5 protein-coding genes are annotated in these 16,114 nt (G+C 45.9%); 1 reads left to right on the top strand and 4 read right to left on the bottom strand.

What is annotated here, in order from left to right:
- Positions 1–184: 184 nt before the first annotated feature.
- Positions 185–4,657, bottom strand: coding sequence for a hybrid sensor histidine kinase/response regulator transcription factor (locus BACCELL_RS13945; protein ID WP_007212486.1), 4,473 nt, complete (start codon positions 4,655–4,657; stop codon positions 185–187).
- A gap of 85 nt (positions 4,658–4,742) precedes the next feature.
- Between BACCELL_RS13945 and BACCELL_RS13940 the strand changes: the two genes are divergently transcribed.
- Positions 4,743–9,161 carry a hybrid sensor histidine kinase/response regulator transcription factor gene (locus tag BACCELL_RS13940; protein ID WP_007212485.1) on the top strand — a complete coding sequence of 1,473 codons (4,419 nt, stop codon included), beginning with the start codon at positions 4,743–4,745 and terminating at the stop codon, positions 9,159–9,161.
- 188 nt (positions 9,162–9,349) lie between these two features.
- Here the strand turns inward: BACCELL_RS13940 and BACCELL_RS13935 are convergent, their stop codons facing one another.
- From BACCELL_RS13935 to BACCELL_RS13925, 3 genes are read right to left on the bottom strand one after another with little or no spacing between them, the layout of a single operon-like run.
- Positions 9,350–10,495 carry a dienelactone hydrolase family protein gene (locus BACCELL_RS13935; protein WP_044153883.1) on the bottom strand — a complete coding sequence of 382 codons (1,146 nt, stop codon included), beginning with the start codon at positions 10,493–10,495 and terminating at the stop codon, positions 9,350–9,352.
- A 1-nt stretch (position 10,496) separates the two neighbouring features.
- Complete coding sequence (locus tag BACCELL_RS13930; RefSeq protein ID WP_007212483.1) at positions 10,497–12,626, bottom strand: RagB/SusD family nutrient uptake outer membrane protein; 2,130 nt, start codon at positions 12,624–12,626, stop codon at positions 10,497–10,499.
- Positions 12,627–12,657: 31 nt separating this feature from the next.
- Positions 12,658–15,999 (bottom strand): SusC/RagA family TonB-linked outer membrane protein, encoded by a 3,342-nt coding sequence (locus tag BACCELL_RS13925; RefSeq protein WP_007212482.1) that lies wholly within the window; start codon positions 15,997–15,999, stop codon positions 12,658–12,660.
- Positions 16,000–16,114: the final 115 nt, after the last annotated feature.

The raw sequence follows: 16,114 nt of genomic DNA, 5'->3' as shown, positions 1-16,114 counted from the left end.
TTAACCCTAACCAGTCATAATTTCTTGAATTCAAGTAATTATCATCTTCTTACCTTTACGACACGGGCAAAAGTATATAGAAAATACAAAATGTAACTCCATAAATCAGTATTTTCCGCATTATTTAGCAATCAATTGTTTATCAGCCTTATACAAGACTACAAAGATGTCTATTTTGATGAATTCATGTATTTTTTGACGAATTGATCTTATTCATTCCCTTATCCCGATACTCAGTTGGGGTCATTCCCATCTTCTGTTTGAAGCATTTGCTGAAATAACGGGGATCATTAATACCCACCATATAAGAGATCTGAGTCATGGAATATTCTCCGGTTTCAATGAATTGCACAGCACGCTTGATACGCATTTCCTTAATAAACTCAATAGGTGCCAAACCAGTCAGTGTCTTCAGTTTCTTAAAGAAGACTGAACGGCTGACTGCCAGTTCCTGCACCAAATCGTCTACTACCAATTCTCCATTATCCATATTCTTCTCCATCAGTTCCACCAGTTTGTCCATAAACTTACGATCGTTCGGGGACATTTCCGGTCCTTGCTCTTCTACGGTTTCTTCCGTTAAGTCAACCGTTGCATTTCCCGTCATCAGGTTATCCCGATAGATACCCTGTAACTTTCGGCGCTGTGTGAGCAGATTCTTTACGCGTGCTTTCAGATAAGTGGCACTGAACGGCTTAGTGATGTAATCGTCCGCTCCATACTCCAACCCCTCCAATTTGCTTTCAATGGAAGTCTTAGCCGTCAACAATACAATGGGAATATGACTGGTGGTCATATCGGCACGCAGTTCACGCGTCATGGTGATGCCATCTTTTCCGGGCATCATTACATCACTAATAATGATATCCGGAAGGAATTTCAAAGCTTTACTCCAACCTTGCATACCATCCACTGCTTCCACGATTCTGTACTCGGAAGCAAAGATGCTGCGCAGGAACAAACGGAGTTCCGAATTATCTTCCACAAGCAACATAGTCCCTTTGGCGTCCATACTCTCTTCCGATTCCTCCTCTATATTCTCTTCTCCAGAAGATTCCGGTATTTCACTAAGAATATCGGTCACTTGTTCTATAACTCCCATACCCACCGTAGCATCATCTTGCAAGAATTCCACCGATTCATCATAGTGTTCTTTACCTTTCAGGAAGTCCACCTTAAAGCAGCTCCCCTCTCCTAACTTACTATCAACGGTAATGGTCGCCTTATGCATTTCTACCAATTCCTTCACCAATGACAAACCGATACCGGTGCTGGACTGATTGAACAGATTGCGGTCTACCAGATTCTCAAAACGGACAAACAGCGACTTTTTCTTATTATCTGCAATACCTATTCCCTGATCTTCCACACTTACGGAAACTGATTTCTCATCTTCACGCACAAGCACCGTAATCATCTTTCCATTCGGAGTGTATTTAAAAGCATTGGAAAGCAGATTGAACACAATCTTCTCAAATTTATCCGCATCTACCCAAAGATACAGTTCTTCCTTCTCCGTTTCAAACAGGAAGTCTATCTGATGTTCTTCGGCAACAGACTCGAAGTTCGCCATGATCTTGCGAGTAAAAGCCACCACATCCATACGTTGAACCTGCATCTTCATTTTCCGGTTCTGTATCTTCCGGAAGTCCAGTATCTGGTTGATAAGCCTCAACATGCGGTTCGTATTCCGTTCTACCACCTGTAACTGTTCACGGGCATCATCCGGAAGTTTGGTATTCCCCAGTATATATTCCACAGGCCCTGAAATCAAAGTCAGCGGAGTGCGCAGTTCATGAGAGATATCGGTAAAGAAACGCAGTTTCATATCCGTCATTTGTTGCTCGACGGACACCTCATGCTTCAAACGATAAATAGTGAACAAGATATACACCGCCGCTACAATAATCATGATGAAGAAAAGCACATACAGGAAATAAGCAAACGGAGTTTCCCAGAAGGAAGGTAGTATCTCAATGTCCAATGTACGCGTGTTTTCAGTCCATATACCGTCACTGTTGGTAGAACGGACTTTAAAGACATAATGCCCTTTTGGTAAGTTGGTATAAGTAGCTACACGCTGTTTACCTACATAGTTCCAGGCCTTTTCAAAACCTTCCAGGATATAAGCATACTGTATTTCGGAAGGTGCGGAATAGTCGAGTGCAGCAAACTGTATGGTGAAAATATTCTCCCGATGCGACAGTACCAATTCTTTGGTATCATCCAATCCCTGTTTCAGTACGGAACCCTGTCCCGGCACCACGTCCACATTCGCCACCAACAATTTGGAGAAAACCATCGGCGGCACATAATTACTCTTTCCGATGGAATCGGGATTGAAATAGAAAATACCTGTACTTGCCCCGAAAAGTATATTACCCGAAGCAGTATATTCCGAAGCCGCCTCACTGAAACGTACCCGGAAAAATATCTCCTTATCGGCATAATTCTCAAATTTCTCTTTGGAAGGAATAAACTTACTGATACCGTTTTCCGAACTGAGCCATAAATTACCGGCTTTATCCTCCTGGATGGAAAGCAACACATCCGAAGGCAGGCCGTCCTGTACCGTATAAGACTTAAAACAGGCATTACCGCTCTCATCCAGCGATACTAACTTATTCAGTCCTCCGCCAAATGTTGCAATAAAGAGTTCCTTATTCCGGGTAGATACAATCCAATGCACATCATTATTGCTTAGGCTATGCTCATTGTCCGGAACACGCAGGAAATGACGGAACTTCACATCTTCGGGATTCTTGAAGTCTGCATCCATCATCAAGGCGCCCACGGTAGTCCCTATCCAGATATGCCCCTGATCATCACCTGTTATAAAACGGGCCTTGTAACAATAATCAATAGGATATCCTTTCAGGTTATTACGATGGTTCACAAAAATCTCTTTACCACCCTGACTGTGCGCCATATAGTTGATGCCGCCTGCAAATGTAGCAATCCAGATGCGTCCATGCTTATCTTCGTATACACAATAAACATTGTCGTCACTCAAACTATAAATATCACCTTCCTGATGCTGATAACGTGTCAGCTTATAGTGATAGCTATCTTTCTGTTTTTCAGCTTTCACCAGGCCATCCCCTTTGGTTGCAATCCAGAAATTCTGTTTACTGTCCTGCAAGATGAAATAAACATTACCACGCAACGGAGTGCCGCTGTGCGACACAGTACCGTTTTCGGTCAGATAGCCCTTATTTACACGGTTCTTATCATATATCCGTAGTTTACCATCTTTCAAGCCTACCCATAAATTCTGGTCAGCATCTTCGCAAAGGGCACGTACTTCGTTGCTCAATGACTCATAATCGTGTGGTACCGGCGTTACGATGCCAAACTGAGACGGACGGAAAGTGACCTTCTCCAATCCCTTAGAGTGAGTGCACATCCATAGATTCCCCTGATTGTCGGAAAAGGCAGTATGTATTTTATTGGAAAAGCGCCAGTCATGCCCTGACAACTCATTATAGAACGGACGCAGACTATTACTTTCACGGTCAAAATATGAAAAACCGCCGCCATACGGATGTACCCAAAGCATGCCGTTGATATCTTCATGCGCATGGAAAGCCGGACGAGAACGGTCCGTACTGGTCGGTTCCACAGCTATTACTTCACGCTTCAAGACCTGTGTATGCGGATTGAAGTGTACCACTGTACCCGGAATATGTTGCTCGAACCATACTTCCGATGCTTTATCCACATAAGTACCATGAATCGGCGCATCAGGAAAACGGGAGGCAGGGAAGTGTTCTGTCTTCTTTGTATCACATTTATAAGTAAAGAATCCGTCTTTTGAAGTGGTCAGTATGATCTCATTACCATCTATATGATTGATTGACACAATGTGGGATGAAACCGGCAGACTCAGCAACAAGAACTGCCCGCTCTCCTTCTGATAGCGCCATACGCGCCCGTTATCCGATCCGAAATAGATTTCGGGACCATGCTCCAAACAGGAATAAAAGGCTTGCCCGCCTTTCTTCTCCCGCTCTGCTGTCTCTGCAAAATAAAAGACCGGTGATTTCTCTCCGGGTGCCAACATCCCTAATCCGTTATCAGACAATATCCATTCATTACCTGCCCGGTCCTCATATACCTGAAACACACGTGAGGCAGAAAACTGTCCCGATTGGGTAGAATAATATTGGGAGGTCAGGCTATAATCCTGTGGATCAGTTGCCACCCGGATCACCCCTTCAGTCTCCGTCAGCAACCATACCGAACCACCCGGAAGGACTTTGATATTTGTTATATTGGCTGTGCCTCCCTCTTCATCATCACCCGGCGCACGCTCAAACGTTTCCGTACGGGGATCGAAGCGATAGGCGTGATTGTCATAGGTTTGTAGCCAAAGGAAACCATACTTGTCTTCCAGCATATGATCTATACGATTATGACTCAACACGATACGATTATCAAGACGTGCCTTATATGTTTTAAATGAATAACCATTGAACTTATTAATGCCATCCCAAGTAGCAAGCCAGATATTTCCCTTGCGGTCTTGCAGGATGCTCATTACTGTATTTTGAGAAAGTCCGTCTTCAGACGAATAATGGGTGAAAAAACAATCCGGCTGCGCTTTTACTGACAACACACCTATCAACCCAAGGATCAGATATAAGATTTTTTTCATAATAACAGGCTTATTCTATGCGGTAAAGATAAGTATTTCATAGAAAATTCATATATCTTTGTTTAGATTTTAACAACCACTGGTCATGAGAAGAATCGTAATATTGCTAATCCTCTGCGTAATTGCCACCGGCTTCTGCTTCGGACAATTACCACATACCTTTACACAATATACCTCAGAAGACGGACTCTCGCAGAATACCATTATGAGTATCCTGCAAGATGACAAAGGAGTGATGTGGTTCGCTACCTGGGACGGTCTCTACAAATTTGACGGATATACATTTAACAACTATAAAGCCCATCCGGGCGACAGCATCGGATTGAGCAACAACCGTCTGGACAATATTAAAGAAGATAGATACGGATATATCTGGGTACAAAGCTACAATCACCAGGTCTATCGTTTCAATCCGCGGCTTGAACGGTTCCAGGCTATCCCTTACGACAACTACCTGTCTTTGGACATGTATGTGCTTCCGTGTGGAGACGTATGGATAATTACCGTACAAAATGAATTGATTCATATTTCCACTCATCCGGAAACACATGAAATGAAAGCCACAGACTTCTTTAAATCCCACCAGATTTCATACTCAGAGCCTATCAAGTCTATCTTTCAGGACAGCCGGGAGAACCAATGGATTCTTACCGAGAACGGATTATACCGCCTGACTCGTAACGGGAATGAAGAGAAACTTTCTTCTTACTTCGTCGCTCCTCCGGAAAAGGACAAACAACCTTTTTACGATGCACTGGAGAACAATCATAGCATCTACTTTACTTCCAAACAGGGATGTGTATACGAATATAATCCGGACACCGGCCAGTTTGTAAGGCAAGAGTTCCCCACCGGCTCGTCTATTAAAACCATCCGACAACTCAAAAAGGACAAGCTATTCATTGGCACAGCCAGCGACGGGTTCTTTGTGTATGAACAAAGTTCCGGAAACCATCGTCACTATAATACCCGGAATTATCCTTCATTAAAGGACAACCAGATTAAAGCAGTCTATATCGATACCAACGGTGAAGCATGGATACGCCTCAACACCAAAGGAGTGACGCACTTCAATCCTGAAAACGAGCAGTTCGATCACTTCATTCTGCAAGACAAGTACGGCAAAGATATCGTCGATTCCCGACCGGAAATGTATATATACGAGGATGTTAACGGCTCTTTATGGGTACATCCTTCGGGAGGAGGACTTGCCTGGTACGACCGTAAGAACAACCGGATACATCCGTTTTACAATCCGGCCCTGCAATCGGGCTGGAGCGCTGACAATAAGGTGACCAATGTCTTTACTGATAAACAAGGTAATTTATGGCTCGGTTCATACGGAAACGGCTTGGAGAAGATCTCTTTCAATACCAATCATTTCCATTTGCTTACCGCTGCCCCGGATGACACGGAATTCCCGGGAAGCAACGTCCGTGCCGTTTATCAGGACCGCAACGGGTATATATGGACGGGCAATAAAGACAAAGTTATACGTGTCTACGACAGCCAATGGCGCTATGTGGGCAACCTCACATCCTCAGGGACTATCTCCCCTTACAGTACGGACAAGTTAGGAATCGGCTATTCCATCATACAAGATCACGAAGGCACCATCTGGATAGGCACCAAAGGCAACGGACTATTCGCCGCCAGGCCTCAAGGAAAGCCTCTGACTTATCATCTCGTTCAGTACAGCGCCGACGCAAACGATGTATACAGTCTGAGCGGTAACGAGATATACAGTCTGCATGAAGACCGGCAGCAACGGATATGGATTGCCACATTCGAAGGAGGAATCAACTATCTGGAACGGGGAACAGACAAAGAAGCGGACCGTTTCATCAACTACCGGAACCGGCTAAAGAACTATCCTATCAGCCAATGTTACCGTACGCGTTTCATCACCTCCGACACCAAAGGGAATATATGGATAGGCAGCGCCACAGGATTACTGATGTGCAAGGGCAATTTCAAAGAACCGGAAGAGATAGAATTCCAACGTTATTGCCGTATTTCGGGAAACGCCAACAGCCTCAGCAATAACGACGTGCACAACATATATTTCACCCGGAAAGGCGAAATGTACGTAGCCACCTTCGGAGGCGGACTCAATAAGCTACTCTCACTGGATGGTGCTGAAGCCCGCTTTCAGGCATACACCATGAAAAACGGGCTTCCTTCGGACGTATTACTATCCATCGAAGAAGACCCACACGGCAATTTGTGGTGCGCTACAGAGAAAGAACTATGCAAGTTTATTCCTTCCACGGATAAAATAATAAACTACCCCTCCAGAGCCTTCCCCCTACGAATTAGTTTCAATGAAGGGGCGGCTCTGCGAACAGCATCCGATTATCTGATGTTCAACACCGTGAAAGGTGTTCTATACTTCTTTCCGGATTCCATCCATACAAGTACATACGTTCCTCCCATCATCTTCACCCGCCTGCAACAGGCCGAGAAGACGGTGACTCCCGAAGAAGGTGGCATACTGACCACCCACATCGATGATACGAACCTCCTGACCCTGCCTCACGATAAGAATGGATTCAGCATCCAGTTTGCCGCCCTGGATATGAAGTATCCCGGCAACATCTCCTATTCCTACAAACTGGAAGGCTTTGAAAACAACTGGAACAATATTGGCAACCAGCGAACCGCCACTTACACCAACCTTCCGAAAGGGCATTACACCCTGAAAGTCCGCTCTACAAACAGTGACGGCATCTGGGTGGAGAATACGCGTACACTGGACATCAACATACTTCCCTCCTTCTGGGAGACACCGTGGGCATATTCCCTGTACGTGCTATTTATCTTATTGGTCATTTTTACAGCCACCTATATTCTCTTCACCATCTTCCGGCTGAAGCATAAAGTATCTGTTGAACAGGAGATTTCAGATATAAAGTTACGTTTCTTCACAAATATATCGCACGAACTGCGTACACCGTTGACGCTGATTGCCGGTCCCGTAGAGCAAGTCCTGCAACATGGCAAGTTGAATGATGAGGAACGGGAACAGTTGGTACTGGTAGAGCGAAACACGAACCGGATGTTGAGGCTTGTCAATCAAATTTTGGACTTCCGCAAGATACAGAACAAGAAGATGAAGATGAGGGTGCAACAGATTGACCTGATCCCTTTCATCCGCCACATTATGGAAAGTTTCAACAGCCTTGCCGATGAACACCAGATTGATTTCAGTATGGATACGAAAGTCTCCAGCCTCAAGATATGGGCGGACTCCGACAAGTTGGAAAAGATATTGTTCAACCTGTTATCGAATGCCTTCAAATATACTCCCCAAGGGAAGCAGATCAAAGTGATGGTGCAGGAAGAAGAAAAGGATGTGATTCTTGCTGTGGAAGACCAGGGAATAGGGATTGCGGAGAACAAGCAAAAGTCCCTGTTCGTCCGCTTCGAGAATTTAGTGGATAAGAACCTCTTCAACCAGGCCAGCACCGGTATCGGCCTTTCACTGGTGAAAGAATTGATCGATATGCACCACGGCTCCATCAGCATCCGGAGCAAACTTGGAGAAGGGAGTTGCTTCAGCATCAGATTACAGAAAGGAAAAGAACACTTCGACGAAACCGTTGAATTCATCCTGTCCGACTACGTGGTAAGTGATACCTCACCGGCATACACCGGAAATCAGTTCTCTTCTCTCACCGGAAACGAAGAGGAGAACCTGAACAGTGAAAAAGAAACTATCCTGATAGTGGAAGATAACCAGGAATTACGCTTCTTCATAAGGACCATCTTTGCCCAGTACTTCAATGTGATAGAAGCTGAAAATGGTAACATCGGACTGGAAAAGAGCAAATTGTATATGCCGGATATCATCATCAGCGACGTTATGATGCCCGAAAAAGATGGTATAGAAATGGTGCGCGAACTGCGGGATGAGATGACCACAAGCCATATTCCCATCGTTATGCTGACGGCTAAGTCGACCATCGAAAGCAAGATAGAAGGCATGAAGCTGGGAGCGGACGATTACATCACAAAGCCCTTCAGCGCTGCCTACCTGAAGGCACGTATTTTCAATCTGCTTGAACAGCGCAAGAAATTACAGGCATTGTATTGCGCCAGTCTGTTGCCTGCATCCACCGAACAACCTCTGGCAGGGAAAAAGGAAACCACCACTCCGGCCCTTTCGCCCAACGACCGGAAATTTATGGATAAAGTGATGGAAACCATAGAGAAGCATCTGGATAACGGTGACCTTACAGTGGAAGACATTGCCGGCGAAGTAAACATGAGCCGTTCCGTATTCTTCAAGAAACTGAAGACACTGACCGGTTTATCTCCCGTTGAGTTCCTGAAAGAAATACGTATGAAGCGGGCAGCTCAACTCATAGAGACAGAGGAGTATAACATGGCACAGATTGCCTACATGGTGGGACTGAATGACTCGCATTACTTCAGCAAGTGCTTCAAGCAGCAATATGGAATGACCCCGACTGAATACAAGGAAAGCCGAAAGCAAAACTAAGTGCCGAGGTCCCATTACGAGTGAAGGTACTTCCCACTAGGACTGAAGCCACCTCCCACTAGGACTGAAGTACCTTCCCACTAGGACTGAACACGTGTTCCACTACGACAAATCTTAGTGGAACACTAAATGCTTTATCACACAAACTATTACGTTGATCGCTATACCTATATATTGTCGCTATCCCATCATAAACTCTTATTCAAAAAGGATAGTACGGCTTCCTGGACTTTCACTCCACAATCATGCGGCATATCCCACAGTTCCGTAACCAGTTTGTCGCCTGCCGAACGGCTTTCCCATACTTTCCGCATTTCTGCAAAGGCGGCATTCACTCCTACCGGAGGAAAGAGCTTGTCATGTTCCCCGTTCAGAAAAAACATCGGTTTAGGACAGGCAATGGACGCGATATGCGGATAATCCAGATAACGGCGGATACCCGGCAACATATTGGCAAAACCTCCCCTTTCTTTTCCATACTCCCATGAGAACTGACAGTCCGTAGTCACCATCCAGCAGACGGCAGCTCCGGCTTTCACCTTATCAGAGAGTGCCGAAAGCATCCAGGCACGGTAAGCTCCCATCGAAAAGCCCATGCAACCGATACGTTTGGAGTCGACTTCGGGCAACGTAGCCAGAAAGTCAGTGGTGTACATGTCTTCGTAGTTCATGAAAGCACTCCAACTGCGTCCCAGCATCATGAAGTTACCTGCCACAGCCATGTGTTTGTCACCGTCAACTCCTTCTTTCCGTCCGCGTTCCCCCCAGAATATAGCATCAATAGAAATAACTACATATCCATGTGCAGCCAGATAATCGCCTACATATTGCCCACCGTAGCATTGTTTAGCCCAGGCATCGGCATCAGCCAGGACTTCGGGAGACACTCCGAAGGGACGGATCATCTTCTCCTTACCAATCGTATAATGACCTCCATGGTCATGCAAAAGCACTACCGCCGGGAAGGGACCTTCACCATCGGGCACCAGCATATAGGCGTTCACACGGGAATAACCGGTCAGATTGAAACGTAACTTCCGGGCTTTATACCCATTCCGCTGCTCTTCGGCTACAACCTCAGTCCGGTAGTCGGTAGTGCGAGGCGGAGGGGCAAGCATGGCATCCAGCACGGCATTGCGTGCCTGTTTGCGCCACTTCTTAAAATTCTTAACCGGACTATTTCCCCAAGCCATGGGGTAAGTCAATTCTGCTTTCAGTTGATCCAGGAAAACAGGCATCTCTCTTTCCAGTTCGTAACCGGATAAATGCTGAGAAAGGGCGGCTACCGAAGTAGCCAACCCTAACATCATGCAAAGAATACATCTTCTTACCATATTACTGCTGCTTAAAACCATAACCATTCGTAATTCCCGAATTCAGCAATACCTGATAGATATTCGGCAATAAATGGATGGGCGGATTCTTTGCCGCATAATCGGCATCCGTATAACCGGCGAAGAGTTTCTTCGCATAAGAATCCTCATATTTCAACATATCAATAGCCCAGGGAGTCTGTACATATCCATCAGCTTCCAAAGCCAGCGCTTCGGCAGAACCCGGTTCGATATACTTAAACAAACCTTTGATTGCAACGTTGGTCATCGTCACTCCTGCATAAGCAGGAACCAGACTTCCCCAATCATCATGCTGTCCGCGCCATCCCGGGAACAATACCGGATCATCTTGCTTGTCAGCCGGAGTTTGTGATGTCAGTCTATATCCATACTCGGATTTAGCATCGACCATCTTCGTCCAGATATAGGCAGGTATCTGATTGCCATTCTTAAACGTGTAGTAACCATCCTGACGTATGCCCTCAATGATAGCCGACATTACCTTTCTGTTTTCAACGGCAACTTCCGGAAGAATACCGGTGCGGATAATGTCAAAACGACGCACGCCTTCGCCACTGAATTCCAGAGCACGTTCTTTAAGCACTGCATTATACACAGAGCCGCAATCCGATATATATTTTTCAAAGTTCGGGTCGTTGTTGCCGGGGAACGCCCGGTTATGGACGATGGCAAGATACGTCTTGGCGCTGCCTTCATCGCCCAATGCCGCACACACTTCAGCCAACATCAGGTAAGCATCGGAAATACGCATATAAGAGAAATTGATACCGGAATTACCATAAGTTTTCGTATCAGGCGCAGTCATCCGGTTCCAGTCCCACTTATTGGTACCCGGGCCGCATCCTTTACCCCATGCACTGCGGTCGAATGACTGCATCAACTCCTGACCACCACCTGTGCTCCCTGTTACAGCAACAGAAGCGTCACGACGCAAGTCGTTATTATCGAACCAACCGTAGTAGAAATGTGCCTGAATACGATCTTGTCCGCAAGCCACGCAAGGTGCCTGACCGTCACCACCCGACGAAGGACGACCAATATAAGCCGGACGGGAAGATCCGCCATTGTATTCATGAGGGAGTTCGTAGATAGATTCATCAGCCAATGTTATATTATCGGCGGCATGCATCTGCTGGAACATATACTGGTAAGGATTATTATACTCCTGTCCATTCTTCCCTGTGGAACGGGGATCCGTTGTACGCAATACCACCGAACCGGGATTCATATAGATTGCCTGAAGATATTCTTTGGCTATGGCATACAAATCTTTCCAATCGCTGCGGCGTCCATAAATGGCACCGTTCTTTTCCACACTCCAATCGTCGAAAGTAAGCACCTTTCCGTCACCATCCACATAGAAGTCTGCACCCAGGTCTGTGCGGCGAGTTGCATAACCACCATTATACATGCAAAGACGTCCTATAAGTCCCTGAACATATGTACGATTCATGACATCCGCTCTCGTACTGCCTTCACCCGGACGATACATATGAGGCTCTACCTCCCTGAGTTTCCGGATATGATAGTCATAAATGGCATAACGGGAAGTCAGTCCTTTTGCCTGCTCACCGGCATTCAGTGCATGGGGCACATCGCCATACCAGCGGCACAATTCCCAGTAGCACGTAGCACGCAGAGCCACAGCCTGTCCGTAGATATCCGAAAGATTATTAGGTTCTCCGGTCATGATTGACTGGAAGTTATCAAGCGCCTCAAAACTGGATATCAAGGAATTGGCCACGGATATCGTTTCGTAAAGCTTGGTAAATACTTCGGTTCCTTCTCCCGAGTTAATGTTATAGTTGCCCGTACCACCCGGATAATACCATTTTTCACAGATTCCGGCGCTACCTTCATCGTAAATGTCCTGAGAGTCTTCAATATCCGATCCCCAAACCGGATGCCAGAAGAATCCGACATTATGCACACTCCTGTTTGCACGGAGGGTTTCATAACCATAATACAATGCACCACGTGCAGACTCTTCATTTGAGAAGACAAAATCGCGGTCTACTACACTCGGAGACGAAGTGTCGAGGAAGTCCTGGCAGCCGGTCATCGCACATGCGAAAGCTGCTGCGAGAGTTATATTCAATATCTTTTTCATATCTGTTTCTCTGTTATTTTACAATTACTATTTAGAAAGTTATGTTAGCACCGAAAGTGAATGTGCGTGCACGCGGGTAAGTTCCGAAGTCCATGTTGAGCGTCGGGAAAATTCTCAGGTCACTGTAGAATCCGCTTTGTCCCGTAGGATTGGCATTCACTTCAGGATCTATGCCCGAATAACCGGTAATGGTGAAGAGATTGGTTGCAGTAAGATACAGGCGTATCTTATCCACATGTACTTTAGTCAACCAGTTCTTGGGCAATGTATATCCGAGCGTCAGCGTCTGCAAACGAAGGTAGGAACCATTCTCCAACCATTCCGATGAAGTTATGCCACTCTGATGGTAGGGTAAATGATATTTGGCATTCGCATTCAAAGCTCTCAACTCATCGGGATTGGTAACGGCATACAAGTCACCGGCAGCATTCACATTGTAAACCTTGAAAGCATCGGCCACCCAGGATGCACGTTGCGCACCGATTCCGTCAAACTCCTGACCGGATGCATTGATCATAGCAGCCACGTTATATACCTTACCGCCTGCTGTCCAGTTGAAATTAGTAGAAAGATCAAAGTTCTTATAGTTGAAATTCAGTTGGAAGCTTCCCGTATGACGAGGCATCACTTCGCCCAGGCAAGTAGCATCATCCAGGTCTACCGTACCACTTTCATCCACATCACGGAATTTGGCAGCTCCGGGGAATGCAGTCTGTCCGGCAGGCAGATCGTAAGGGTGCATGTATGTAGCGGTCAAGGCTTTCGTAATATCGGGTACACCTTCTTTCAGAACGTACTGGCCATTGGTGTAATTGAAATCATCCACGGTATAATATCCTTCGCTGATAAAGCCACGTACCAGGCCGATCGCTTTCCCTTCCACAAACATATAGTCGTTGGTAGGAACCAGAGAGGAAGAACCCCAGTATGAAGAATAGAGATACTGGTCGGCATTAGGCAGTTCATCCAGTTTATTGCGGTTGTAGTTATAGATGGCACCTACGTTGAAACGGAAATCACCTTTGTTTATCACATCTACATTCACCGAAAGCTCAATACCACGATTGGATGTTTTACCGAAGTTCTGGAACTGGTAAGAGTATCCGGTAGTGTTATCCACAGGTACGGCCATCAACAAGTCTTTTGTAGTATTCCAGTATACTTCCAGACTACCGTTAACACGGTTGTTCAGGAATCCAAAGTCAATACCGAAGTTGCGCGAAATAGTAGTTTCCCATTTCAGCTTAGAGTTAGCCAGCAAACCGTCCGGACGATAGAATGAACCGAGTTCACCGTTGATAGGGGTATGATTGCTGCCCGAACCAAGGCTCGACCAGGTTTCACGCCACAGATTGGAACTAATATTGTCACTGCCCGAAGTACCATAGGACAAACGAAGCTTCAGATTGGAAAGCCAATCTTTTGTGCCGTTCATGAAAGGTTCTTCCGAAAGGCGCCATGCGAAAGCACCTGCGGGAAAGTATCCCCAACGATTATCCGGCGCAAACTTAGAAGAGCCATCGGCACGGAACGTACCGGTGAACAGATAACGGTCCATGAAAGTGTAACTCAAACGTCCGAAGAAGGAAACCGTACGGGCAGGCACGCTATAAGAATTGGTTGCAGAGAAAGAGGTGGTTGCCGTATGGATCAATCCCATCGTGGTGTCATAATCAAATGTAGAAGGATAGCCACGGCCCGTGATTTGCGACGATTCGGAATCCGACTTCAGGACTTCATTACCCAGCAATGCCGAGAATACATTGTTCTTGCCGATATTGAAGTTATAATTCAAAGTGCTCACCGAACGCAATCCATCTCCCATGCCCCGGTTAAGGGTGGCACGCTTATCTCCGTTTGTATATCCGTTCTCATAATAAGTACTCTTCGATGAACTGCGGGTAAGTGATAATTCACTGCGGGCCACAAGCCCCTTGATGATCTCCCATGACAAAGCTGCCGATCCTCTCAATGAACGGGAATAGGATTTATTCGTGATATCATTGATCAATTCTACCGGATTGTGCTTGTCGTCGATATTAGCCACACCGAAACTGAAGCCTGAGGCAACTTCCGAATAAGAGACACCACCCAACGGATTGTCAATGGGACGATAGCGATAAGCTCCCGACACATTAGAACCTTTACCGTTCGTTACATTCTCACGTCCATTCAGATTTGACTCCGTATAACGGAAATCAACATCCAGGTCCAGTGTCTTGGCAAGTTTCTGCCGAATCTTGAAAGAAGCATTCAGACGGTTGTAGTCCGAATTGATCTTGATTCCTTCATCATTAACGTAGCCGAGTGTAAATATCACTTTCGTTTTATCTGTACCGCCCGAAACATTCACACTGTGGTTATGAGACAGTGCGGTACGCAGTACATCATCCGTATAGTCATGGGCTTTCACATTGGCATAGTCGGCATAGTGGTTGCCATACTTACTTCCCAGACCGAAGTATTTCTCAACAGCATCCTGGTTAGCAGTTCCTCTGGATGCGGCATAGCTCCAGTTATGAAGGATATACTCCTGAGCCGAAAGCGTCTCAAGCGTCTTCGATACATTTTTGACCTGTACATAGCCATCATAGCTTACCTTAATCTGACCTTCCTTGGCGCTCTTAGTGGTAACCAGGATTACACCGTTTGCACCGCGTGCACCGTAAATAGCCGTAGATGACGCATCTTTCAACACATCGATAGATTCTATTTCCGAAGCCGGTATATCGCCAATATTGCTTACCGGAAATCCATCGACTACATAGAGCGGATCATTGGACTGGGTTATGGACCCTCCTCCGCGGACACGTACCGAGATTGTAGCTCCCGGACGACCGTCCTGCGACACAACGTTCACACCCGGCAGACGTCCCTGCAAGGCCTGTGCAACATTGGATACAGGATTGGCAGCAACCTCATCTCCTTTTACCGAAGCTATGGCTCCCGTCAGGTCACGACGCTTCACCGTACCGTAACCGATAACAACCACTTCATCCAACATTTCCGTATCTTCAAGCAACTGAATATTGAAAAGACTCTTACCTGCAACCGCTATGTCCTGGTCTACATAACCTATATATGAGATGTGTAATATCCCATTAGCAGCCACAGTCATAGAAAAGTTACCGTCCATATCGGAAACGACACCGTTTGAAGTTCCTTTCTCTAAAATGGTAGCACCAATAATAGATTCACCGGCCGCATCTCTGACCGAACCGGAAATCTTAATTGTCTTCTTGTCATTGGAGGCTTGCTGCACACCGGCTACTGAAGTATGATCCACTGTCAGGGGAGCAGCTTGAGAAAAAGTTCCCAAATTGAGGTAGGACAAAACCCCGAGCATTAACACGACCTTTTTCCTGTAATTCATAAGTAAATGATTTATTGATTAAACAAATTCTGAATTCACTACAAAGCATTTATGTCTGCCTTGCACTTGCAAAATAGCAGATAATCTATCTCTCTCAGGTGAAAAATATGCTTGA

Source organism: Bacteroides cellulosilyticus DSM 14838, from assembly GCF_000158035.1.
GTDB lineage: Bacteria > Bacteroidota > Bacteroidia > Bacteroidales > Bacteroidaceae > Bacteroides > Bacteroides cellulosilyticus.
Note: the sequence above shows the minus strand (reverse complement) of the source record. Positions and strands in the feature narration are given on the sequence as shown.